20 protein-coding genes and 1 pseudogene are annotated in these 22,080 nt (G+C 60.8%); 10 read left to right on the forward strand and 11 right to left on the reverse strand.

What is annotated here, in order from left to right:
* Window positions 1-6 precede the first annotated feature (6 nt).
* Window positions 7-1,044 (reverse strand): rod shape-determining protein MreB, encoded by a 1,038-nt coding sequence (gene mreB, locus N8H71_RS16360; RefSeq protein WP_002555108.1) that lies wholly within the window; start codon window positions 1,042-1,044, stop codon window positions 7-9.
* 211 nt (window positions 1,045-1,255) lie between these two features.
* On the opposite strand from mreB, the gene gatC reads away from it, so the two are divergent.
* From gatC to N8H71_RS16390, 6 genes are all read left to right on the forward strand, one after another.
* Complete coding sequence (gene gatC / locus N8H71_RS16365; RefSeq protein ID WP_007953612.1) at window positions 1,256-1,543, forward strand: Asp-tRNA(Asn)/Glu-tRNA(Gln) amidotransferase subunit GatC; 288 nt, start codon at window positions 1,256-1,258, stop codon at window positions 1,541-1,543.
* Window positions 1,544-1,559: 16 nt separating this feature from the next.
* Window positions 1,560-3,011 carry an Asp-tRNA(Asn)/Glu-tRNA(Gln) amidotransferase subunit GatA gene (gatA, locus tag N8H71_RS16370; protein ID WP_262194776.1) on the forward strand — a complete coding sequence of 484 codons (1,452 nt, stop codon included), beginning with the start codon at window positions 1,560-1,562 and terminating at the stop codon, window positions 3,009-3,011.
* Window positions 3,012-3,021: 10 nt separating this feature from the next.
* On the forward strand, window positions 3,022-4,467 hold the full coding sequence (gene gatB, locus N8H71_RS16375; RefSeq protein ID WP_262194778.1) for an Asp-tRNA(Asn)/Glu-tRNA(Gln) amidotransferase subunit GatB: 1,446 nt from the start codon (window positions 3,022-3,024) through the stop codon (window positions 4,465-4,467).
* A 149-nt stretch (window positions 4,468-4,616) separates the two neighbouring features.
* Window positions 4,617-4,991 carry a septal ring lytic transglycosylase RlpA family protein gene (locus N8H71_RS16380; protein ID WP_262194779.1) on the forward strand — a complete coding sequence of 125 codons (375 nt, stop codon included), beginning with the start codon at window positions 4,617-4,619 and terminating at the stop codon, window positions 4,989-4,991.
* Window positions 4,992-5,037: 46 nt separating this feature from the next.
* The gene (locus N8H71_RS16385) at window positions 5,038-6,099 is read left to right on the forward strand and encodes a calcium/sodium antiporter (protein ID WP_262194781.1); all 1,062 of its coding nucleotides are present in this window, start codon (window positions 5,038-5,040) and stop codon (window positions 6,097-6,099) included.
* Window positions 6,096-6,476 carry a carboxymuconolactone decarboxylase family protein gene (locus N8H71_RS16390; RefSeq protein WP_262194782.1) on the forward strand — a complete coding sequence of 127 codons (381 nt, stop codon included), beginning with the start codon at window positions 6,096-6,098 and terminating at the stop codon, window positions 6,474-6,476. Before N8H71_RS16385 ends, N8H71_RS16390 begins: the two co-directional genes overlap by 4 nt.
* 155 nt (window positions 6,477-6,631) lie before the next feature.
* On the opposite strand, the gene N8H71_RS16395 is transcribed toward N8H71_RS16390, so the two are convergent.
* The 5 genes from N8H71_RS16395 to kdgD form a co-directional block, all read right to left on the reverse strand.
* On the reverse strand, window positions 6,632-7,573 hold the full coding sequence (locus tag N8H71_RS16395) for an AEC family transporter (protein WP_007953620.1): 942 nt from the start codon (window positions 7,571-7,573) through the stop codon (window positions 6,632-6,634).
* 184 nt (window positions 7,574-7,757) lie between these two features.
* Window positions 7,758-9,311: a galactarate dehydratase gene (gene garD, locus N8H71_RS16400; protein ID WP_262194783.1), complete on the reverse strand. Its 1,554-nt coding sequence runs from the start codon at window positions 9,309-9,311 to the stop codon at window positions 7,758-7,760.
* Between the two features lie 11 nt (window positions 9,312-9,322).
* Window positions 9,323-10,687 carry an MFS transporter gene (locus N8H71_RS16405; protein WP_179692642.1) on the reverse strand — a complete coding sequence of 455 codons (1,365 nt, stop codon included), beginning with the start codon at window positions 10,685-10,687 and terminating at the stop codon, window positions 9,323-9,325.
* A gap of 155 nt (window positions 10,688-10,842) precedes the next feature.
* Window positions 10,843-12,282 carry an aldehyde dehydrogenase family protein gene (locus N8H71_RS16410; RefSeq protein ID WP_221534374.1) on the reverse strand — a complete coding sequence of 480 codons (1,440 nt, stop codon included), beginning with the start codon at window positions 12,280-12,282 and terminating at the stop codon, window positions 10,843-10,845.
* 61 nt (window positions 12,283-12,343) lie between these two features.
* A complete protein-coding gene (gene kdgD / locus N8H71_RS16415; RefSeq protein WP_007953624.1) occupies window positions 12,344-13,255 on the reverse strand; it encodes a 5-dehydro-4-deoxyglucarate dehydratase in 912 nt (303 codons plus the stop codon).
* 236 nt (window positions 13,256-13,491) lie between these two features.
* Here kdgD and N8H71_RS16420 point away from each other — a divergent pair, with 236 nt between their 5' ends.
* The 3 genes from N8H71_RS16420 to N8H71_RS16430 all read left to right on the forward strand — a co-directional run bounded on the left by N8H71_RS16420 (window position 13,492) and on the right by N8H71_RS16430 (window position 15,470).
* Complete coding sequence (locus N8H71_RS16420; RefSeq protein ID WP_262194784.1) at window positions 13,492-14,805, forward strand: phospholipase; 1,314 nt, start codon at window positions 13,492-13,494, stop codon at window positions 14,803-14,805.
* Window positions 14,802-14,993, forward strand: a complete 192-nt coding sequence (locus N8H71_RS16425; protein WP_262194785.1) for a hypothetical protein — start codon at window positions 14,802-14,804, stop codon at window positions 14,991-14,993. Before N8H71_RS16420 ends, N8H71_RS16425 begins: the two co-directional genes overlap by 4 nt.
* Window positions 14,994-15,095: 102 nt before the next feature.
* Complete coding sequence (locus tag N8H71_RS16430; protein WP_262194786.1) at window positions 15,096-15,470, forward strand: hypothetical protein; 375 nt, start codon at window positions 15,096-15,098, stop codon at window positions 15,468-15,470.
* Window positions 15,471-15,474: 4 nt separating this feature from the next.
* On the opposite strand, the gene N8H71_RS16435 is transcribed toward N8H71_RS16430, so the two are convergent.
* The 4 genes from N8H71_RS16435 to N8H71_RS16450 form a co-directional block, all read right to left on the reverse strand.
* The gene (locus N8H71_RS16435) at window positions 15,475-16,221 is read right to left on the reverse strand and encodes a FadR/GntR family transcriptional regulator (RefSeq protein WP_262194787.1); all 747 of its coding nucleotides are present in this window, start codon (window positions 16,219-16,221) and stop codon (window positions 15,475-15,477) included.
* A 181-nt stretch (window positions 16,222-16,402) separates the two neighbouring features.
* On the reverse strand, window positions 16,403-18,130 hold the full coding sequence (locus N8H71_RS16440; RefSeq protein ID WP_085685681.1) for an ABC transporter ATP-binding protein/permease: 1,728 nt from the start codon (window positions 18,128-18,130) through the stop codon (window positions 16,403-16,405).
* A gap of 96 nt (window positions 18,131-18,226) precedes the next feature.
* Window positions 18,227-18,787: a response regulator transcription factor gene (locus N8H71_RS16445; protein WP_003221630.1), complete on the reverse strand. Its 561-nt coding sequence runs from the start codon at window positions 18,785-18,787 to the stop codon at window positions 18,227-18,229.
* Window positions 18,780-20,042 (reverse strand): ATP-binding protein, encoded by a 1,263-nt coding sequence (locus N8H71_RS16450; RefSeq protein WP_007953651.1) that lies wholly within the window; start codon window positions 20,040-20,042, stop codon window positions 18,780-18,782. Before N8H71_RS16450 ends, N8H71_RS16445 begins: the two co-directional genes overlap by 8 nt.
* A gap of 315 nt (window positions 20,043-20,357) precedes the next feature.
* On the opposite strand from N8H71_RS16450, the gene N8H71_RS16455 reads away from it, so the two are divergent.
* Entirely contained in the window at window positions 20,358-21,074 is a 717-nt protein-coding gene (locus N8H71_RS16455) for an SIMPL domain-containing protein (protein ID WP_262194788.1), read from the forward strand.
* Window positions 21,075-21,261: 187 nt separating this feature from the next.
* Here N8H71_RS16455 and N8H71_RS16460 read toward each other — a convergent pair.
* Window positions 21,262-21,620: pseudogene (locus N8H71_RS16460) on the reverse strand (DUF6124 family protein).
* Between the last annotated feature and the right edge of the window lie 460 nt (window positions 21,621-22,080).

Here is a 22,080-nt window from a genome sequence, read left to right on the forward strand (position 1 = left end):
CGCGACTTATTCGCTGGAGAGCAGGTCCATGGTGTGTTTGTCCATCATTTCCAGTGCACGGCCACCGCCGCGAGCGACACAGGTCAGCGGATCTTCGGCAACGATCACCGGCAGACCGGTTTCCTGGGCCAGCAACTTGTCGAGGTCACGCAGCAGCGCGCCGCCACCGGTCAGCACCAGGCCACGCTCTGCGATGTCGGAAGCCAGTTCCGGCGGCGATTGCTCCAGCGCACTTTTCACGGCCTGAACGATGGTAGCCAGGGACTCTTGCAGAGCTTCCAGCACTTCGTTGGAGTTCAGGGTGAATGCGCGTGGAACGCCTTCGGCCAGGTTGCGACCGCGAACGTCGACTTCGCGAACTTCGCCGCCCGGGTAGGCCGTACCGATTTCCTGCTTGATGCGCTCGGCGGTGGATTCGCCGATCAGGCTGCCGTAGTTGCGACGCACGTAGGTGATGATCGCTTCATCGAAGCGGTCGCCGCCAACGCGTACGGATTCGGCATAGACCACACCGTTCAGGGAGATCAGCGCGATTTCGGTGGTACCACCACCGATATCCACGACCATCGAGCCGCGCGCTTCTTCAACCGGCAGGCCGGCACCGATCGCAGCAGCCATTGGCTCTTCGATCAGGAACACTTCACGGGCACCGGCACCAAGGGCCGATTCACGGATGGCACGACGCTCAACCTGGGTGGACTTGCATGGAACGCAGATCAGCACACGAGGGCTGGGCTGCAGGAAGCTGTTTTCGTGAACCTTGTTAATAAAGTATTGCAGCATCTTTTCGCAGACGCTGAAGTCGGCGATCACGCCGTCTTTCATCGGACGAATGGCAGCAATGTTGCCCGGCGTACGACCGAGCATGCGCTTGGCTTCGGTGCCGACAGCGACGACACTTTTCTGGTTACCGTGTGTCCGAATGGCCACAACCGATGGCTCATTCAGGACGATACCGCGCTCGCGCACGTAAATAAGGGTGTTGGCAGTGCCCAGGTCAATGGAGAGATCGCTGGAAAACATGCCACGCAGTTTCTTGAACATGGGAAAGGGACCCTAGGCAACGCGTGGGTAAAAAAGTGCGGCAAACTCTAACAACGACAGGGATTTTGGGCAAGGCGCCAATATGTTAAATTGGCCGCTTTTCTGTGCACCAAGCCCCACAATCGCGGCCTTATGACCGTAGAAGTGCGGTAGTGTTCCGACAATCTAACACACGGACGCCGTCCGTCCTGTTTTCCACTGGAGAAACCCGATGGCGCTAGAACGCTCCGACGTGGAAAAAATCGCTCATCTGGCCAGCCTTGGCCTGAATGACGCCGATCTTCCACACATCACTTCGGCCCTCAACAGCATTCTCGGGCTGGTCGACGAAATGCAGGCGGTCAATACCGACGGTATCGAGCCGCTGGCCCACCCGCTGGAAGCCAGTCAGCGCCTGCGCGCCGACGTCGTGACCGAAAGCAATAACCGCGAGGCTTATCAGTCCATCGCACCAGCGGTCGAAAACGGCCTGTATCTGGTTCCGAAAGTCATCGACTAAAGGGAAAGAGCCTGCAATGCATCAATTGACTCTGGCCGAGATCGCCCGCGGTCTCGCCGATAAAAAGTTTTCCTCCGAAGAGCTGACCAAAGTCCTGCTGGCGCGTATTACCCAGCTCGATCCACAGCTCAACAGTTTCATCAGCCTCACCGAAGAGCTGGCCCTCGAGCAGGCGAAAGCCGCCGACGCGCGCCGGGCCAATGGTGAGAGCGGCGCCCTGCTCGGTGCGCCGATCGCCCACAAGGACCTGTTCTGCACCCAGGGCATCCGCACCAGCTGCGGCTCGAAGATGCTCGACAACTTCAAGGCCCCGTACGACGCCACCGTGGTCGCCAAACTGGCTGCTGCCGGCACCGTGACCCTGGGCAAGACCAACATGGACGAATTCGCCATGGGCTCGGCCAACGAGTCGAGCTGGTACGGCGCGGTGAAAAACCCGTGGAACCTGGAACACGTACCGGGCGGTTCGTCCGGTGGTTCGGCTGCCGCTGTTGCCGCACGTCTGCTGCCAGCCGCCACAGCCACCGACACTGGCGGCTCGATCCGCCAGCCGGCTGCGTTCACCAACCTCACCGGCCTGAAGCCGACCTACGGTCGCGTGTCGCGTTGGGGCATGATCGCTTACGCCTCCAGCCTCGATCAGGGCGGCCCTCTGGCTCGCACGGCCGAAGACTGCGCGATTTTGTTGCAAGGTATGGCCGGCTTCGATCCGAACGACTCCACCAGCATCGATGAGCCTGTGCCGGACTACGCCGCCGGTCTGAACGGCTCGCTGCAGGGCCTGCGCATCGGCGTACCGAAGGAATACTTCGGCGCCGGTCTCGACCCGCGCATCGCCGACCTGATCCAGAACAGCATCAAAGAGCTGCAGAAGCTCGGTGCCGTGATCAAGGAAATCAGCCTGCCGAACATGCAGCACGCGATTCCTGCGTATTACGTGATCGCGCCGGCAGAGGCTTCCTCCAACCTGTCGCGTTTCGACGGCGTGCGCTTCGGCCACCGCTGCGAAGATCCGAAGAACCTGGAAGACCTGTACAAGCGCTCCCGCGGCGAAGGTTTCGGGCCTGAAGTACAGCGCCGGATCATGGTCGGTGCCTACGCGCTGTCCGCCGGTTACTACGACGCCTACTACCTGAAAGCGCAGAAGATCCGTCGCCTGGTGAAGAACGACTTCATGACGGCATTTAATGAAGTCGACATCATCCTCGGCCCGACCACGCCGAACCCGGCCTGGAAACTCGGCGCCAAGAACAGCGACCCGGTCGCTGCCTACCTGGAAGACGTCTACACCATCACCGCCAACCTCGCGGGCCTGCCGGGCCTGTCGATGCCGGCCGGTTTTGTCGACGGTCTGCCGGTTGGCGTACAGCTGCTCGCGCCGTATTTCCAGGAAGGCCGTTTGCTCAACGTTGCGCACCAGTATCAGCTGAACACTGACTGGCACACCCGCACCCCAACCGGCTTCTGAGGAGACACACATGCAATGGGAAGTCGTGATCGGGCTGGAGATTCACACCCAGCTCACCACCCGGTCGAAAATCTTTTCCGGTAGTTCCACCACGTTCGGTTCCGAGCCGAACACCCAGGCCAGCCTGATCGACCTGGGCATGCCCGGCGTGTTGCCGGTGCTGAACCAGGAAGCGGTGCGCATGGCGGTGATGTTCGGTCTGGCGATTGACGCCGAGATCGGCCAGCACAACGTGTTCGCCCGCAAGAACTACTTCTACCCGGACCTGCCGAAGGGTTACCAGATCAGCCAGATGGAATTGCCGATCGTCGGCAAGGGCCACCTGGACATCGCCCTGGAAGACGGCACGGTCAAACGCGTCGGCATCACCCGTGCGCACCTGGAAGAAGACGCCGGCAAGAGCCTGCACGAAGAATTCAGCGGTGCCACCGGCATCGACCTGAACCGTGCCGGCACGCCGCTGCTGGAAATCGTGTCCGAGCCTGACATGCGCAGCGCCAAGGAAGCCGTGGCTTACGTCAAGGCGATCCACGCGCTGGTGCGTTACCTGGGCATCTGCGACGGCAACATGGCCGAAGGTTCGCTGCGTTGCGACTGCAACGTGTCGATCCGTCCAAAAGGCCAGGCCGAGTTCGGCACCCGCTGCGAGATCAAGAACGTCAACTCGTTCCGTTTCATCGAGAAGGCGATCAACTCCGAGATCCAGCGTCAGATCGACCTGATCGAAGACGGCGGCAAAGTGATCCAGCAGACCCGTCTGTACGACCCGAACAAGGACGAGACCCGTCCGATGCGCAGCAAGGAAGAAGCCAACGACTACCGTTACTTCCCCGATCCGGACCTGCTGCCGGTGGTCATCGAGGATTCGTTCCTCAATGACGTGCGCACCACCCTGCCGGAGCTGCCACCGCAGAAGCGCGAGCGCTTCCAGAGTGCTTTCGGTCTGTCGGCGTACGACGCCAACGTGCTGGCCACCAGCCGTGAGCAGGCGGACTACTTCGAGAAGGTCGCAGCCATCGGCGGCGACGCCAAACTGGCGGCGAACTGGGTGATGGTCGAGTTGGGCAGCCTGCTCAACAAGCAGAACCTGGACATTGAGGATTCGCCGGTTTCAGCCGAGCAACTGGGCGGCATGCTGTTGCGCATCAAGGACAACACCATTTCCGGCAAAATCGCCAAGGTCGTGTTCGAAGCAATGGCCAACGGCGAAGGCAGCGCAGACGAGATCATCGAAAAGCGCGGCCTGAAGCAGGTTACCGACACCGGCGCAATCTCGGCGGTGCTGGACGAAATGCTCGCGGCCAACGCCGAGCAAGTCGAGCAATACCGTGCGGCAGACGAAGCCAAGCGCGGCAAGATGTTCGGTTTCTTCGTCGGTCAGGCCATGAAAGCCTCCAAAGGCAAGGCCAACCCGCAGCAAGTGAACGAACTGCTGAAAAGCAAGCTCGAAGGCTGACCACAATGGAGCCAGATCCAAAGCCTGGCTCTGATCCCTGTGGGAGCGGGCTTGCCCGCGAAGGCGTTGTGACATTCAACATTAATGCTGAATGTCACGCCCCCTTCGCGAGCAAGCTCGCTCCCACAATGGTTTCGGGAAACCTTTGAATGAAGCGTCTACTCATCAGCTGCGCCCTGCTCTCTTTGCTGGCCGGTTGCGCCAGCACCGACACCATCGACCCGCACGGTTACGACCAGACCGGCGTCGCCTCCTATTACGGTGCCAAGCACCACGGTAAACGCACCGCCAGCGGCGAAGCGTTCAACCAGAATTCCCTGACCGCCGCCCACCGCCAGTTGCCGTTCGGCACGCGGGTGAAGGTCACCAACCTGAAAAACGATGAATCCGTCGTGGTCCGCATCAACGACCGTGGCCCGCACACCCGTGGCCGCCTGATCGATGTTTCACGTGCGGCGGCCGAACAGCTCGGTATGCTGCGCAGTGGAACCGCACGGGTCAGGATCCAGGCCCTCGACGACTGATGGAGCGTCCACCATTTTCGGACTGACCGACTTACCCCTGATCAGCGTGATCGAATTGCTCAGCGGGCTGTTCCTGCTGATCGCCGGCGCCGAACTGATGGTGCGCGCCGCCGTGCGCCTGGCCGCGCGCCTGCATGTACGACCGCTGATCATCGGCCTGACCATCGTCGCCCTCGGTAGCAGCGCCCCGCAAATGGCCGTCAGCCTGCAAGCCGTGCAGGCGCACACGCCGGACATCGCCGTCAGCAGCGTGATCGGCAGCAGCATTTTCAACATTCTTGTCACCCTCGGCCTGTCGGCGCTGATCATCCCGCTGCGGGTGTCGCGGCAACTGGTGCGCCTCGACATCCCGTTGATGATCGGCGCCAGCCTGCTGGTGTTCGTGCTGGCCTGGAATGAAGAACTCGGGCGCCTCGACGGCATTCTGCTGCTCGGTGCCCTTGCGCTTTACCTCGGATTGTTGCTGCGCCAGTCGCGGCACTCGACCCGCCCGCACTCCGATCAACCGCACGATCCGCAGGCGCCGTGGTTCACCAGCCTGCTGATGATTGTCGGCGGTCTGGGCATGCTGGTGTTCGCCGGGCACTTGCTGCTGGGTGCAGCCGTGGTCGTCGCCACCGACCTGGGATTCTCCGAACGGGTGATCGGCCTGACCGTGGTCGCGGTCGGCACCTCGCTGCCTGAACTAGCCACCTCGCTGATAGCCGCGCTGCGCGGTCAGCGAGACATTGCCGTGGGCAACGTGATCGGCGCCAACCTGTTCAACCTGCTCGGGGTGCTGGGCCTCACCGCGCTGATCGCGCCGACGCCGTTATCGGTCTCGCCGAACGCACTGGATTTCGACCTGCCGGTGATGCTCGGCGTCGCGGCGTTGTGCCTGCCGGTGTTCTATTCCGGTTACCGCGTAACCCGCGCTGAAGGCCTGTTGCTACTCGGTTTGTATCTGGCTTATGGGCTGCATGTGGTGTCGTTCACCACCGGCATGCCACTGGCCGGCAAGCTCGAGCGACTGATGCTGTTTTATGTGCTGCCGACGCTGCTGGCGTTTCTGTTTTTCACGTCCGTACGCGCCTGGCGCCGCCAACACCACAAGAGGGATGTGCCATGACCGAATCGAAGAAATCCGGGGTTGAAGTCCGCCGTCAGGTAATGGGCGACGCGTTTGTCGACCGCGCGCTGGGCAACGCCACCGAGTTCACTCAACCCTTGCAGGATTTCGTCAACGAACACGCCTGGGGCGGCGTGTGGAATCGCGAAGGTCTGCCGCTGAAGACCCGCAGCCTGATCACCCTCGCTGCGCTGACCGCGTTGAAGTGCCCGCAGGAATTGAAGGGCCACGTGCGCGGTGCGTTGAACAATGGCTGCACTGTCGATGAGATCCGCGAAGCGCTGCTGCATTGCGCGGTGTATGCCGGCGTACCGGCGGCAATCGATGCGTTCCGCGCGGCGCAGGAAGTGATCGATACCTACGAAAATCCCAAGTGACTGATTGAAATTTGCGCTGCCTGATCTGACGCCTTCGCGGGCAAGCCCGCTCCCACAGTTTTTGGCGTTGTTAGTCAGATTCCAATAACACCTGATAACCCTGTGGGAGCGGGCTTGCTCGCGAAGAGGCCCGAAAGATCAAACCAGTTCTCAGGCTAGATCCACCCGCCCCACTGCAAGAAGAAGATCCCGATGTTGGTGGTGATCGCCGCCATCAACGTGGTCAGCACGATGATCGCCGCCGCCAGCTCATGGTTGCCCTGCGCCGCACGGGCCATGACAAAACTGGCGGCAGCAGTCGGGCTGCCGAAGTACAGAAACAGAATCCCCAGCTCCGCCCCGCGAAAGCCCCACAGCCATGCACCCAGCGTGGCGATCACCGGCAGGCCGACCATCTTCACCAGACTCGAACTGAGCGCCATGTTGCCGCTCTTGCGCAGCGCCGCCAGCGACAGCGTGCCGCCAATGCAGATCAGGGCCAGCGGCAGCGTGGTCTGCGCCAGATACTGGCCGGAGGTTTCCAGCCAGCCCGGCAGACCGATCTTGAAATAGGCGAACGGCGCCGCCGCGATCACACTGATGATCAGTGGATTGCTGACCACGCTTTTGCAGATGCTCCACGGATCGGACTTGATCACCGGGCTGTACACCGCCAGTACGATGGTCGACAGGGTGTTGTAGAACAGAATCACCAGCGCCGCGAGAATCGCCCCGAGGGAAATCCCGTAGTCGCCGTACATGCTCGCCGCCAGCGCCAGGCCGATCACCCCGTTGTTACCGCGAAACGCGCCTTGGGTGTAGATGCCGCGATCTTCACGCGGACAACGGAAAATCGCCCAGCCCCAGGCCACGGCAAAACTGACCAGCGTGGCCAGTGCGAAATAGATCAGCAGCGCCGGTTGCAACGCGGCGTGCAGGTCGGCATGCAGGATGCCGAGAAACAGCAGCGCCGGCATGGTGACGTTGAACACCAGCGACGAAGCTGTGTGGATGAAGTTGTCGTTGATCCAGTCGATGCGCTTGAGCAGCACACCGAGAAACAGCATGGCAAACACCGGCGCGGTGATGTTCAGGGTTTCGAGGAAGATAGCCAGCATGCCGGGGAGCCTTGGAGGTGAGCGTCGTTAGGGGGCTAATGATAAGCCACAAGTTCTCCGGCGTCTGGTCGAACGCTATCGCGAGCGGGCTCGCTCCCACATTGATCTTCGGTGCACACACAATTTGTGCAACGAAGAAGATCTCGGTGGGAGCGAGCCTGCTCGCGATGCAGGCGACTCGGTCTCAGGTGATAGGCGCCGGATTGAACAACGTAATGTCGTTATGCAGCTTGTGCTTCTCCGCCCACGTCTGTTGCTTGCCGCTCGCCACATCCAGGTAGTAGTGGAACAACTCCCAGCCCAATTCCTCGATGGTCGCGCGCCCGGTTGCTATCCGCCCGGCATCGATATCGATCAGATCCGGCCAGCGCTGCGCCAGCTCGGTACGGGTCGAAACCTTCACCACCGGCGCCATGGCCAACCCATACGGCGTGCCACGTCCGGTAGTGAAAACGTGCAGGTTCATCCCCGCCGCCAGTTGCAACGTACCGCAGACAAAATCACTCGCTGGCGTCGCACAGAAAATCAAACCCTTCTGCTTGAACCGTTCCCCAGGGCCAAGCACACCGCTGATCGCGCTGCTGCCGGATTTGACGATCGAGCCCAGGGACTTCTCGACAATATTCGACAACCCGCCCTTCTTGTTGCCCGGCGTGGTGTTGGCGCTGCGATCCGCCTCACCCTTGGCCAGATAACGGTCATACCAGTCCATCTCGCGCACCAGTTCTTCGGCAACGGTTTTGGTCTGGGCCCGTGAAGTCAGCAAGTAAATCGCATCGCGCACTTCGGTGACTTCGGAAAACATCACCGTCGCCCCCGCTCGCAGCAGCAAATCCGAGGCATACCCCAGCGCCGGGTTGGCAGTGATCCCGGAAAACGCATCGCTGCCACCGCACTGCATACCGAGGATCAGCTCGGACGCCGGCACGGTTTCCCGGCGGCGCTGGTCGAGTTTCTTCAGGCGGACTTCGGCCAGTTCCATGATCTGCTCGATCATCTCGGTGAAACCGTGACTGGAATCCTGCAAGCGATACAACCATGGCTCGCTGAGATCCACCGACGCATCGTCCTCGTGCATCACCTGCCCGGCCTGCAATTTCTCGCAGCCCAGGCTGATCACCAGCGCCTCGCCACCGAGGTTCGGGTTGCGCGCCAGATTGCGCACGGTACGGATCGGGATGTACGCATCGGTGGCCGTGATGGCCACACCGCAGCCGTAACTGTGAGTCAGCGCCACCACGTCATCGACGTTCGGGTATTTCGGCAGCAACTCGTCCTTGATCCGTTTTACCGCGTGATCCAGCACCCCGGTGACGCATTGCACGGTGGTGGTGATCCCGAGGATGTTGCGCGTGCCGACGGTGCCGTCGGCATTGCGGTAACCCTCGAAGGTGAACCCTTCCAGCGGCGCCTGAGCGTCCGGCACATCGGTGGACAGCGGCAGGCTGTCCAGCGGCGGCGCGGTCGGCATGCGCAGTTGATCTTCCTTGACCCAACTGCCACGGGGAATCGGCTGCAACGCGTAGCCAATGATCTGGCCATAGCGAATCACCGTGCCGCCCTCGGGAATGTCCTCGAGGGTGACCTTGTGGCTCTGCGGAACAAAGTCCACCGTCACCAGGCCATCGGCGAATTCAGTGCCCGCAGGCACGCCCTGGTCGTTGACCACTACCACTACGTTGTCCCGCTCGTGCAGGCGGATGTAGCGCGGCGAGTCGGAATGTTCAATCAACTGCATGACGCCGCTCCTCAGGAATGCGCTTGAGACAATTTACCGGTGGCTTCAGAACCGCCATTGGTTGGCGGCTCTTTGAGGACCACACGTTTGATCGGGCCGACGATCACCAGATAGCTGAACACCGCCACCAGCGCATTGGCGCCGACGAACACCAGCGCCCATTTGAACGAACCGGTGGAGCTGATGATGTAGCCGATGACGATCGGGGTGGTGATCGATGCGATGTTGCCGAAGGTGTTGAACAGGCCGCCACTGAGACCGGCGATCTGTTTCGGCGAGGTGTCGGACACCACCGCCCAGCCCAGCGCCCCCACGCCTTTGCCGAAGAACGCCAGGGCCATGAAGCCGACCACCATCCATTCAACGTCGACATAGTTGCACGCCACGATGCTGCTCGAAACCAGCAGGCCGGCAATGATCGGCGCCTTGCGAGCGAAAGTCAGCGAATGGCCCTTGCGCAGCAGGTAATCGGAAATCACCCCGCCGAGGACGCCGCCGATAAAGCCGCAAATCGCCGGCAGCGAGGCAATGAAACCGGCCTTGAGAATGGTCATGCCACGTTCCTGCACCAGATACACCGGGAACCAGGTCAGGAAGAAGTAGGTGATGCCGTTGATGCAGTACTGGCCGAGGTACACGCCGAGCATCATGCGATTGGTCAGCAGCTGGCGGATGTAATCCCATTTCGGGCCGTCTGCCTTTTTGCCTTGTTTCTGGTCCATGTCGACCATGCCGCCGTTGTCGGCGATGAACTTCACTTCTGCTTCGTTGGCCATCGGGTGTTGGCGCGGGCTGTGGATAACCTTCAGCCAGACCAGCGAGAACACGATGCCGAGCAGGCCCATGACGATGAACACGTGTTCCCAGCCGAAGGTGTAAACGATCCAGCCCATCAATGGCGCGAACAGCACGGTCGCAAAGTATTGCGCCGAGTTGAAGATCGCCGAAGCGGTGCCACGTTCAGCCGTCGGGAACCAGGCCGCCACGATGCGTGCGTTACCGGGGAATGATGGCGCCTCGGCCAGACCGACCAGGAAGCGCAGCATGAACAGCGCGACGATGGCCGTGGACATACCGAACTCACCGACGAAGCCCTGCAGCACGGTGAACAGCGACCAGGTGAAAATGCTCAGCGCGTAGACTTTTTTCGAGCCGAAACGATCGAGCAGCCAGCCGCCGGGAATTTGCCCGGCCACGTAGGCCCAACCGAATGCAGAGAAGATGTAGCCGAGGGTGACCGCGTCGATGCCGAGGTCTTTTTGCAAACTGGAACCGGCGATCGCGATGGTGGCGCGGTCGGCGTAGTTGATCGTGGTCACCAGGAACAGCATGAGCAAGATCAAATAGCGGACGTGAGTCGGCTTGGACGATTGCATGTAGATGTACTCCCACTGATTATTTTTATGCGCGGGTGAATCTTCTTTGGTTTTTTGTGGGAGCTGGCCTGCCGGCGATGCAACCACCTCGGTGTTTCAGTTACACCGCAGTGATGCCATCGCTGGCAGGCCAGCTTCCACAGGTATTGCGTGGATCAGGAACCGATGTAGCTGGTCTTCACGACCGTGTAGAACTCTTGCGCATAGCGGCCTTGCTCACGTGAGCCATAGGATGAACCCTTACGACCACCGAACGGAACGTGGTAATCGACACCGGCGGTCGGCAGGTTGACCATCACCATCCCGGCCTGGGAATGACGCTTGAAGTGGTTGGCGTACTTCAGCGACGTGGTGGCGATACCCGCCGACAGACCGAACTCGGTGTCGTTGGCCATGGCCAGCGCGGCGTCGTAGTCGGCGACGCGGACGATATTGGCCACCGGGCCGAAGATCTCTTCGCGGCTGATGCGCATCGACGCTTCGCTGTCGGCAAACAGGGTGGGCGCAAGGAAGTAGCCTTCGGTGTCGCAGGTCACCAGACCGCCGCCGCTGACCACACGTGCACCTTCGGACTGACCGATGTCGATGTATTTCAGGTCCTGTTCAAGCTGCGCTTGCGAGACCACCGGACCGATGTCGGTGCCGGCCTTCAGAGCGTGGCCGACCTTGATCGACTTCATGCGTTCGGCCATGGCTTCGACGAACTTGTCGTGAATCCCGGCGGTGACGATCAGTCGGCTCGATGCCGTGCAACGCTGGCCGGTGGAGTAGAACGCGCTCTGCACCGACAGCTCGACCGCCTGCTTGAGGTCGGCGTCGTCGAGAATGATCTGCGGGTTCTTGCCGCCCATTTCCAACTGAACCTTGGCCTGGCGCGACACGCAGTTGACGGCGATCTGACGGCCCACACCGACGGAGCCGGTGAAGCTGATGCCGTCGACTTTCGGGCTGTTGACCAGCGCTTCACCGACTACGCGACCGCTGCCCATCACCAGGTTGAACACGCCGGCCGGGAAGCCTGCGCGGGAGATGATTTCGGCCAGCGCCCAGGCGCAACCCGGCACCAGATCCGCCGGTTTCAACACCACGCAGTTGCCGTAGGCCAGGGCCGGGGCGATTTTCCACGAAGGGATGGCAATCGGGAAGTTCCACGGGGTGATCAGGCCGACCACGCCGAGGGCTTCGCGGGTGACTTCAACGTTGACGCCCGGACGCACCGACGGTACGTAGTCGCCGGACAGACGCAGGCACTCGCCTGCGAAGAACTTGAAGATGTTGCCGGCGCGGGTCACTTCACCGATGGCTTCCGGCAGGGTCTTGCCCTCTTCCCGGGCCAGCAGGGTGCCGAGTTCTTCGCGGCGGGCGAGGATTTCCGTACCGACTTTGTCCAGCGAGTCGTGACGGGCCTGAATACCCGAAGTCGACCACGCCGGGAACGCAGCGCGAGCGGCGTCGATGGCGGCATTGACCTGAGCCAGGTCAGCCTTGGCGTAATCGCCGATGGTGTCGCTCAGCTCGGACGGGTTGATGTTGACCGAGTAATCGTTGCCGGCGACCCATTCACCGTTGATGTAGTTGTCATAACGCTTGGTCACGAATCATTCTCCTGACGCAAAAAGCCGCTGATTGCTCAGCGGCCTTGTTTATAGGTTTGTGTTACTGCGCACCTTGCTTGTCGATCAGCGCGGCGAGCATTTCGTACTCTTCGCGGGTCAGGTCGGTCAGTGGCGCACGCACCGGGCCTGCGTCATAGCCGGCGATCTTGGCGCCTGCCTTGACGATGCTCACGGCGTAACCGGCCTTGCGATTGCGGATGTCCAGGTACGGCAGGAAGAAGTCGTCGATGATCTTGCCGACAGTGGCGTGATCTTCGCGGGCAATCGCGTGGTAGAAGTCCATCGCGGTTTTCGGGATGAAGTTGAACACTGCCGAGGAGTAGACCGGCACGCCCAGTGCCTTGTAGGCCGCGGCGTAGACTTCGGCGGTCGGCAGACCACCCAGGTAGCTGAAGCGATCACCGAGGCGACGACGGATCGACACCATCAGTTCGATATCGCCCAGACCGTCCTTGTAGCCGATCAGGTTCGGGCAGCGCTCGGCCAGACGTTCCAGCAGCGGCGCGGTCAGGCGGCAGACGTTGCGGTTGTAAACCACCACACCGATGTTGACCGATTTGCACACCGCTTCAACGTGGGCGGCAACGCCGTCCTGGCTGGCTTCGGTCAGGTAGTGCGGCAGCAGCAACAGGCCTTTGGCGCCCAGACGCTCGGCTTCCTGTGCGTACTCGATGGCCTGACGGGTCGAACCACCGACACCGGCGAGGATCGGCACGCTGCTGGCGCAGGTGTCGACGGCAGTCTTGATGATTTCCGAATATTCGCTGGCAGCCAGGGAGAAGAACTCACCGGTGCCGCCGGCGGCGAACAGGGCCGAAGCACCATACGGGGCCAGCCATTCCAGGCGTTTGATGTAGCCAGCGCGGTTGAAATCGCCCTGAGCATTGAAATCGGTCACCGGGAACGACAGCAGGCCGGCGGAGAGGATGGACTTCAGTTCTTGTGGATTCATTATTCGAACACCCTGGTAGCAACGTTTTTTTGTGAGTGGACCGTTCAGCCTTCGCCGAAGTTGTAGGTCATCGTACAACTTAAAAGATAACCGTCAACTGCATTTCATCGCTGGAGGGCATTTTTTGTCGGACAAGATTTCTTTTTGACGTAGGAGATTTCTCGACTAGGCTCGATTTAACTGTACATACATACAGCTAAATAAAAATCCACCGACGACATATCAAGGAGAAAGAAATGTCCGGTCTACAAACAAAATGCCTTGAAAAACCCACACCGGTCATCGCCCGTTTTGATGATCTTTTCACCCCCGGCGGCATCGCCTTCAGTGCTGAAAATCCGCATCTGCTGCTGCACATCGCCGACTCGCACAGCGATGTCGAACCCGTGACCGCCCTGCCCGTTCGAACCCTGAAAGGAAAACCGCAGTTACGCTTCGAAGGCTCGGAACACACGGCTATCGGCGACAACACCCGGCTGCGCTTCGTTGAAAATGCCGATCCGGTGCTCGCGCAAAATGTGCCGCTGCATCTGCCGAACGGGTTAGCGCTGACCTACGGCCAGGTGCTCGCGCTGGGTGGTGATTTCTATGGAATCGTCGACCGTCCGATCAACGAAGGCGCGACCCCGGCTGATCGCCTTCAGCGCTTCACGACGGCCTTCGACAGCCTCGCCGCACTGCCCGCTTCAAAGGCTGAAGCGATTCAAATTCTCGCAATCATGCAAAAAGAGATCGACGCGGTTAAACACGCGATCAAGGACGGCAAGCAACCCCATGAGGCTTATGATGCTTTGGGAGATACGTTGTCGGAAGAGTGGAACAAGATCACCGGCGGCGGCAGTTTTGTCTCGTCGCTGTTCCCACTCGGTCGCTACCTGAAACTGGCGGCGAACAACGCCGACCACTTCGGCGAATGGGCTCGCCAGGCCTACATCGCCGGGCACACCGCCGCCCTGCAAACCGCCGCAGCCGCCCACGCCAGTCAGGACGAGCTGCAACTGGAGCGGGCCTACGCGATGAACGCATTCGCCGACCACTACCTCACCGACCTGTTCTCTTCCGGGCATCTGCGGGTGCCGCGCAAGGCCATGGCCGCCGCCGTGACGCCGAGTGACCTGGGCTCGTTGATCACCCGTTTCATGCACGACGAAGACAGCAAATTCGGGCTCAAGGTACGCAACGGACATGGCGAGCAATGGCGCGCGTTCGGTGACAAGCGCTACTTCGATGCCACGGACGCCGACAACCGAAATCAGGTGAATCGGGCGGTACAGGATTCGGCGGACGAGGTGTATGCCGCGTATTCAAGCGGCAATGTGCCGACCACCTTCAACGCGCTGCAACGGTTGCCGGATCTGACTTTCGTGATGAATCTGGCGAACAACTTCTCGCCACTGTTCCGCCTTCAAGGCAACAAAGTCCTGCGGCGCAAGGACGTCAACAATCTCAACGACACCGCCACCGTCGACGACTGGTGGGGCTGGAGCACTTACTTGCTGCTCAAGGACTACCACCCAACCGGCAACACGAATCAAGGAGCGATTCGATGACCCTCAAATTGAAGCTGGAACTGGCCTCCGGCCAATCGTTGAAAGGCGCACCGCTGCAATTGCTGTGCGACGGCGTGGCTATCGCCCGGACGTCGGTTGACGCTCAGGGCCAGGCGACGTTCGACGTTACGCCCGCCCCGGGCAAACTGGCCGTCAGGGTGGATCGTTCGATTCTGCCCAAAAGCTGAAATGCCCGGACAAGATTGCCCCGGCGCGCCTCACCGATTCGCCGGGTAAAGTGCGACGACTGCCGCGAAGGATCGCGGCAGATCTTTCAAGGAGAACGAAGCATGACGTTTGCCGCTGCACACCTTCCGCAATTCTCCGATCACGCCAGCGACTCGATCATCCTGCGGTTATCGAATCTGGATGACGACCTGATCGTTCAGGTACCCGATGGCCAGGACACACCGCCGAACTGGGATGTGTACCCGATCCTCGGTGACGATCCTGAAGAGCCTGAATGGCACGGTTTGTCGGAACCGACCGGCGTCTGGGATGACGCACTCGACGACATGGTCGGCCTGACCGGAATCGAGTTGAGCATCCCCAGATTCGAGCTGGAAAAGTACCTGAACAGCACCGTTGAGCTGCGCTACAAGTTCGCCGACGAGTCCAGTATGGAACCGTGTTCGGAACCGCTGAAACTCTACATCGAAGCCTGATTTCTCAACCCTGTGCCTGCGCCTCTTCATGGGCCTGACGCAGCCGTTCACGGCTGTTGGTCAGGTGCAGGCGCATGGCCGCACGGGCGGCATCGGAATCCTGACGGGCGATGGCGTCGTAGATTTCCTCGTGCTCGCGGCTCAGGCGATTCATGTAGTGCTGCTGGTCGTCATGGGCCAGGCGCGCCGAGTTCAGCCGCGTGCGCGGAATGATGCTGGTGCCCAGGTGCGTCATGATGTCAGTGAAGTAGCGGTTGCCGGTGGACAACGCGATTTGCAGGTGGAACTGGAAGTCCGAGGCCACCGCATCGCTGGCATGGGCGACACTTTCATTCAGTGCATCGAGGGCGGCACGCATGGCGGCCAGTTGCTCCGGACTGCGGCGTTGCGCCGAGAGACCGGCGGACTCGACTTCCAGACTTATGCGCAATTCGAGAACCGCCAGCACATCACGCAGCGTCACCACAGTGGCCGGGTCGATACGAAAACCGCTCGGGCTCGGCGTGTCGAGGACAAAGGTACCGATGCCGTGGCGGGTTTCCACCTGCCCTGCTGCCTGCAGCCGGGAAATCGCCTCGCGCACGACCGTGCGGCTGACGCCATGGGCTTCCATGATCGCCGATTCGGTGGGCAACTTGTCACCGCGCTTGAGCAGGCCGTCGCGAATTTGCTCGGTCAGCACCGTCACCAGTTCCTGTGCCAGGCTGCGGCGCTTGCGAGGGAGACGCGGGGTGTCGATCGGGTTTTCCATGGTGTGCGTTTGTCTCGAAAAATCGGCTTGGGGAGCATGATAGCGCAAGCGGGTTGTACGATCACTTGTCACACCATCTCTGTGGGAGCGAGCTTGCTCGCGAAGCGGTTTTTCAGGCAACAGATTTGTCGTCTGAAATGACGCCTTCGCGAGCAAGCTCGCTCCCACAAAGGGTGTGTGATCAGGCCGTGACGGTCTGTTCCACCAAGTGCCCGCCATCGATCCGCACATGCCGTGGATGGAAGCGCTTGAGGCTGCTGCGGTGACCAACGCTGACAATGCTCAGCCCCGGCAACTGATCGATCAACGCCTGATACAGCGTGGCCTCGTCTTCTTCGTCCATCGCCGACGTCGCTTCGTCCATGTACAGCCATTGCGGTGCATAGAGCAGCGCGCGGGCGAAGGCCAGACGTTGCTGTTCACCCGGCGAGAGCATGCGCTGCCAGTGGTTGGCCTCGTCCAGTCGAGCCACCAGATGCGGCAGACGGCAGGTTTCCAGCACTTGTGCATAACGCTCAGGTGCGTACGTGTCGCCCGGTTGTGGATAACTCAAGGCGTCGCGCAGGGTGCCGATCGGCAGATACGGTTTTTGCGGCAGGAACAGATAACGCGAAGCCGGCAAGCGAATGCTGCCATGCCCCGCCGGCCACAAATGGCCCATCGCCCGCAGCAGCGTGGATTTGCCGCTGCCGGAGCGACCGCTGAGCATCACGCGGTCGCCCTGCTCCACGGTCATGTCGGCGCTGGTCAGCAGGTGACGACCGTCGGCCAGATCCAGACCCAGGTTATGAACCTTCAGCTCATCGCCCTGATTCTGCACGTCAATGGCCGGCGCACGTTCTTCGTTGTCGGTCATGGCCTGGCGGAAACTCAGCAGACGATCACACGTGGCGCGCCACGCGGCGAGATCCGCATAAGCGTTGATGAACCAGCTGAAGTTCTCCTGCACGTTGCCGAATGCCGAGTTGATCTGCATCAGCTCACCCAGCTCGATCTTTCCGGTCAGGTAACGCGGGGCCGCGACGATGAACGGGAAGATGATTGCGATCTGGCCGTAACCCGAGGTGAAGAACGTCAGGCGCTTGGACACCCGCATGATGTCCCAGAAGTTGTGCCAGACAAGACCGAAGCGGTTGCTCAGACGACGATTCTCGTTCGGCTCGCCGTTGTACAGCGCAATGCTCTCCGCATTCTCACGTACCCGCACCATGGAAAAACGCAGGTCCGCTTCGAAGCGTTGTTGTTGGTTGTTCAGGCCGATCAGGCGTCGACCGATCAGGTGCGTCAGCCAGCTGCCAACCGCTGCATACAGCAGCGCACACCAGAACATGTAGCCCGGAATCTCGATGCCGAACACCTCGATGCTGCCGGAGACGCCCCACAAGATGATCGAGAACGACACCAGGCTGACCACCGTGCGAATCAAGCCCAGGGCCAGACTCAAGGTGTTGCTGGTGAAGGTATTGAGGTCTTCGGAAATCCGCTGGTCAGGGTTGTCGGTGTAGCCGCCCTGCTCCAGCTGGTAGTAATTCTTGTGCCCGAGCCAGCGTTTGAAATGGTTCTCGGTGAGCCATGCCCGCCAACGGATGGTCAGCATCTGCGTCAGGTACAGGCGATACACCGCGCCGAGGATCGCCACCGCCGCAATGCCGCAGAAATACAGGATCAACTGCCAGAACGCCGCCTCGTCTTTCTTTTGCAGGGCGTTATAGAAATCCTTGTACCAACTGTTGATCCACACCGAGATCGCCACGCTGAACAACGTCAGCGCGATCACGGCGATCAGCAACGTCCAGGCCTTGCCCTTCTCTTCGCTGCGCCAGTAAGGCGTGGTCATGGCCCACACCTTGCGAAAAAACTGCCCGCGCACAGTATCGTTGACCGCGGAATATTCAGCGTTCTGATTCATGGAAAAGGCTCGATAAAGAAAAGAACAGACACGCACCGATCATAGATGATCGGTGCGCTTTATCGCGAGGGCTGGCGATGGTCGTTCAGCGCAGGTTCAGCGACGAACCGGGCGCTTCTGCAGTTTGCGCTGCAGGGTGCGGCGGTGCATGCCCAAGGCGCGGGCAGTGGCGGAGATGTTGCCTTCGTGCTCGGTCAGCACACGCTGGATGTGCTCCCATTGCAGGCGATCCACCGACATCGGGTTTTCCGGCACCAGGCTGTCGAGGTCGGCGTGTTCGGACAGCAGCGCCGCCAGCACGTCGTCGGCATCGGCCGGTTTGCACAGGTAATTGCAGGCGCCGCGCTTGATCGCCTCGACCGCGGTGGCAATGCTCGAGTAACCGGTGAGGATCACCACGCGCATTTCCGGGTCCAGTTCCAGCAGTTTGGGCAGCAAGACCAGACCGGAATCGCCGTCCATTTTCAGGTCCAGCGCGGCGTAGTCCGGCAGATCAGCCTGGGCGATGGTCAGGCCTTCCTCGGCGGAACCGGCGGTGCTGACGCGGAAACCACGGCGGGCCATGGCGCGGGCCATCACCCGGGTGAAGGTCGCGTCGTCATCGACCAGCAGCAAATGCGGCAGTTCTTCGCCTTCGACTTGGATTTCGTCACTCATGTTGCTCTCCTCGGGCGCCGTGGGGCAGGCGCAGCTCGGTGAGCGTGCCGCCTTCCTCATGACTATAGAGTTTCACTGAGCCGCCGGCGCGTGTCACGCTGGCCTTGCTCAAAAACAGGCCTAGGCCGAAACCTTTGCCCTTGGTGGTAAAAAACGGTTTGCCGATCTGCTCGGCGATGGCCAGCGGCACACCGGCGCCATGGTCGCGAATGCTGATGGTCAGATCTTCGGCGGTCCAGTCCAGGGTCACCTGAAGGTTTTCCGGGCAGGCGTCGGCGGCGTTGTTCAACAGATTCAACAAGGCCTGGGTCAGATCCGGCGGCGGCGCCACACGCGGCAGCGGGCCCTGGCCCAGACGTTGGAAGCGATAACTGGCCTCGGGACGCATCAGGTGCCAGCGGTTGAGCGCCTCGTCGAGCCACTCGGTGACGTCCTGCATTTCCACCGCCATCCGGCGATTGGCTTCGGCGGCGCGCACCAGTTGTTGCAGGGTCTCCTTGCAGAGCTTCACCTGATCCTTCAGCACCTTCAGGTCTTCCTGAAGCATTGGGTCATGGTGATCCTGCTGCATTTCGTTGAGCAACACGCTCATGGTCGCCAGCGGAGTGCCCAGTTCATGAGCGGCACCGGCGGCCTGAGTCGCCACGGCCAGCAATTGCTGATCGCGCAGGCCTTCTTCACGGCGGATCGCGCGCAATTCTTCCTGGCGGCGCAGCTCTTCAGCCATGCGCGCGGCGAAGAAGGTAATCACCGCTGCCGCGAGGGCAAAACTCAGCCACATGCCGTAGATCTGCAGGTTTTCCCGGGCAACCGGCAGGGTTTCCAGCGGATAGAAATGCGTGAGCATCAGCGTATACAAGGCCAGCGCAATGCCCGACAGCACCACCGAATAACGCCATGGCAGCGTCACCGCAGCGATGGTCAGCGGCACCAGATAATACGAAACGAACGGGTTGGTCGAACCACCGGAGAAATACAGCAAGGCACTGTGGATAACCAGATCGCAGGCCAGTTGCAGCGCGTATTCGAGCTCGGTGACCGGCCACGAAGTGCGCAGGCGCACGGCGGTGAACACACACAGCAGAATCGAACAGCCGAGGGTCATTACCAGTTGCACCCACGGCAACGGCAACAGCTCCAGCCAATAGGCCAGGCCCACGGAGCCGGCCTGCGCGGCGAGCACCAGGGTGCGGATGAAAGTCAGCCGCCAGAGGTTCTGGCGAGTGGCGGAAGTCAGTTGTACGGGGGCGAGCATGAGCTCTCCTGATGAGCGCTCCAGGCGGATCGCACGGAGTATAACCAAGCCACGGGCTTGAGAGGCGAAAGTGCGGCAAACGACCACATGGCGCAAAGTTTTTCTGCGGCTATAAGGGCCCCTTCGCGAGCAAGCTCGCTCCCACAGGGAACGCGTCCCAAATGTGGGAGCGAGCTTGCTCGCGATTGGCTGCGCAGCAGCCACCGGCCATCTGTATAGAAGTTGTAACTGGGCGAACCGGATCATAAAAGCTAGAGTCTGATGGTTTCACGCAGGCCCCCGAACCATCACCTGCGCCCTCATCAAGGAGCTTTCATGCACACATTTCGCCGCAGCGCCGCCCTTCTCGCCCTGACCGTCGGCAGCATCGCCAGCCTTCCGGCCCTGGCCGCCGATGAGCTGCACTACAACCAGATTTCCCTGCGCGCCGAAGTCAGCCAGGAAGTGGCCCACGACCTGATGATCGTGACCCTCTACACCGAAGAACAGAACACCGACCCGGCCAAACTCGCCGCCGACATCAGCACCACCATGAACAAGGCCCTGGCCCAGGCCAAGCAAGTCAAAGACATCACCCTGCGCCAGGGCAGCCGCAACAGCTACCCGATCTACGACACCAAAGGCCAGAAAATCACCGGCTGGCGCGAACGCGCCGAACTGCGCCTGGAAAGCGCCGACTTCGCCGCCCTGTCCAAACTCACCGGCGAACTGCTGACCGACCTGAAAATGGGCGGCATGGACTTCGCCATCGCCGACCCGACCCGCAAGGCCAGCGAAGACAAACTGCTGAAAGAAGCCGTCACCGCCTTCAAGGCCCGCGCCCAACTGGCCACCGACGCCCTGGGCGGCAAGGGCTACAAAATCGTCAACCTGAACCTCAACAGCAACGGCTTCCCGCAACCGTACATGCGCGCCCCGATGATGATGAAAGCCGCCGGCATGGACGCAGCCCCCGTCACGCCTGAAGTCGAAGCCGGCACCAGCCAGGTCAGCCTGACCGCCGATGGCTCGATTGAAGTGTTGATGCAGTGATTAAGTGACGGCTGGATAAGAAACCGGCGATCAGTGAATGATCGCCGGTTTTTTTGTGCCCGGGATTTGCGGTGAACGATCCACCGCCATCGCTGGCAAGCCAGCTCCCACAGGATCTCCAGATTTACTGAAAGTGCGCAGGAGCCTGTGGGAGCGGGCTTGCCCGCGATGAACGATGACGCGGTCGTCAGGTTTGCGGATCAACCCGATCCAGCGCCCGGTTCACTGCGAGCTCGGCCAGCATGATGATCTGCTGGATACCGAGCGCCGTACTGCGCTGCGGGCCCGAAAGCTCATTGGCGAAATTGCTGGCGATGGTACTGGCCGACGCCGAGACTCGCAGGCGTTGGCCAGCAGGCTTTCGGTGTCGATGTTGGGAGTGACCATATACATCGTGCTCGGGCTCGGTTTGGAAGGATTGGGGCAGAGATAGAAATCGAGGGCGCGTTTGATGGCTTCGCGGTTGCGAGCGAGGTCTTCGGCGCGCATGGCTTCTGCGAGGGGTGTGTTTGATTCGAGGGGTGGATGGGGTATCAGCTTGTCCATGTAGCAATTTCTCCATGTTATGGAGCCACTTTTCCCGATCTCACTCGAAGAAGAGGTGGCAGCTATGTACGGGGTGAGATCACCGGTATGGATACCCGGCAGGACATTCGTCCACCCGTACACAGCCGCCATAGAGAATCGCTGACAGTCTAAGCTGGCGGCGATTATGAAGGGGCTCGCACAAGTATCCAAATGAATAGCCGGGATCTCACTCCCGGTCGCTGAATTGGCAGCGACAACCAAAGACTAGAGACCGCACTTCCGACGGACAACCTGAAAACAATGTGGGAAGGTTCGGTAAATCCCACACATCTTTAAACATTCGAAAATGGAACGCGGAGCGTCCCGGGCTGCATTCTCACAAGATCTGGTCGGCTGTCAGACCGCCATCGCCAGCAGGCTGGCTTGTATGCTGGTACTTGAAGGGAGGAGGAGGGACTAGGCTGGTTTCTGACTGTTG

The organism is Pseudomonas koreensis (assembly GCF_025447595.1).
Taxonomy (GTDB): Bacteria; Pseudomonadota; Gammaproteobacteria; order Pseudomonadales; family Pseudomonadaceae; genus Aquipseudomonas; species Aquipseudomonas koreensis_H.

Coding starts and splice junctions, on each gene's coding strand:
- N8H71_RS16380 (WP_262194779.1), top strand. CDS start 4,617: ATGAAGCGTCTACTCATCAGCTGCGCCCTGCTCTCTTTGCTGGCCGGT.
- N8H71_RS16420 (WP_262194784.1), top strand. CDS start 13,492: ATGTCCGGTCTACAAACAAAATGCCTTGAAAAACCCACACCGGTCATC.
- gatC (WP_007953612.1), top strand. CDS start 1,256: ATGGCGCTAGAACGCTCCGACGTGGAAAAAATCGCTCATCTGGCCAGC.
- mreB (WP_002555108.1), bottom strand. CDS start 1,044: ATGTTCAAGAAACTGCGTGGCATGTTTTCCAGCGATCTCTCCATTGAC.
- gatB (WP_262194778.1), top strand. CDS start 3,022: ATGCAATGGGAAGTCGTGATCGGGCTGGAGATTCACACCCAGCTCACC.
- N8H71_RS16430 (WP_262194786.1), top strand. CDS start 15,096: ATGACGTTTGCCGCTGCACACCTTCCGCAATTCTCCGATCACGCCAGC.
- N8H71_RS16435 (WP_262194787.1), bottom strand. CDS start 16,221: ATGGAAAACCCGATCGACACCCCGCGTCTCCCTCGCAAGCGCCGCAGC.
- N8H71_RS16440 (WP_085685681.1), bottom strand. CDS start 18,130: ATGAATCAGAACGCTGAATATTCCGCGGTCAACGATACTGTGCGCGGG.
- N8H71_RS16445 (WP_003221630.1), bottom strand. CDS start 18,787: ATGAGTGACGAAATCCAAGTCGAAGGCGAAGAACTGCCGCATTTGCTG.
- N8H71_RS16450 (WP_007953651.1), bottom strand. CDS start 20,042: ATGCTCGCCCCCGTACAACTGACTTCCGCCACTCGCCAGAACCTCTGG.
- garD (WP_262194783.1), bottom strand. CDS start 9,311: ATGCAGTTGATTGAACATTCCGACTCGCCGCGCTACATCCGCCTGCAC.
- gatA (WP_262194776.1), top strand. CDS start 1,560: ATGCATCAATTGACTCTGGCCGAGATCGCCCGCGGTCTCGCCGATAAA.
- N8H71_RS16405 (WP_179692642.1), bottom strand. CDS start 10,687: ATGCAATCGTCCAAGCCGACTCACGTCCGCTATTTGATCTTGCTCATG.
- N8H71_RS16455 (WP_262194788.1), top strand. CDS start 20,358: ATGCACACATTTCGCCGCAGCGCCGCCCTTCTCGCCCTGACCGTCGGC.
- N8H71_RS16425 (WP_262194785.1), top strand. CDS start 14,802: ATGACCCTCAAATTGAAGCTGGAACTGGCCTCCGGCCAATCGTTGAAA.
- kdgD (WP_007953624.1), bottom strand. CDS start 13,255: ATGAATCCACAAGAACTGAAGTCCATCCTCTCCGCCGGCCTGCTGTCG.
- N8H71_RS16390 (WP_262194782.1), top strand. CDS start 6,096: ATGACCGAATCGAAGAAATCCGGGGTTGAAGTCCGCCGTCAGGTAATG.
- N8H71_RS16395 (WP_007953620.1), bottom strand. CDS start 7,573: ATGCTGGCTATCTTCCTCGAAACCCTGAACATCACCGCGCCGGTGTTT.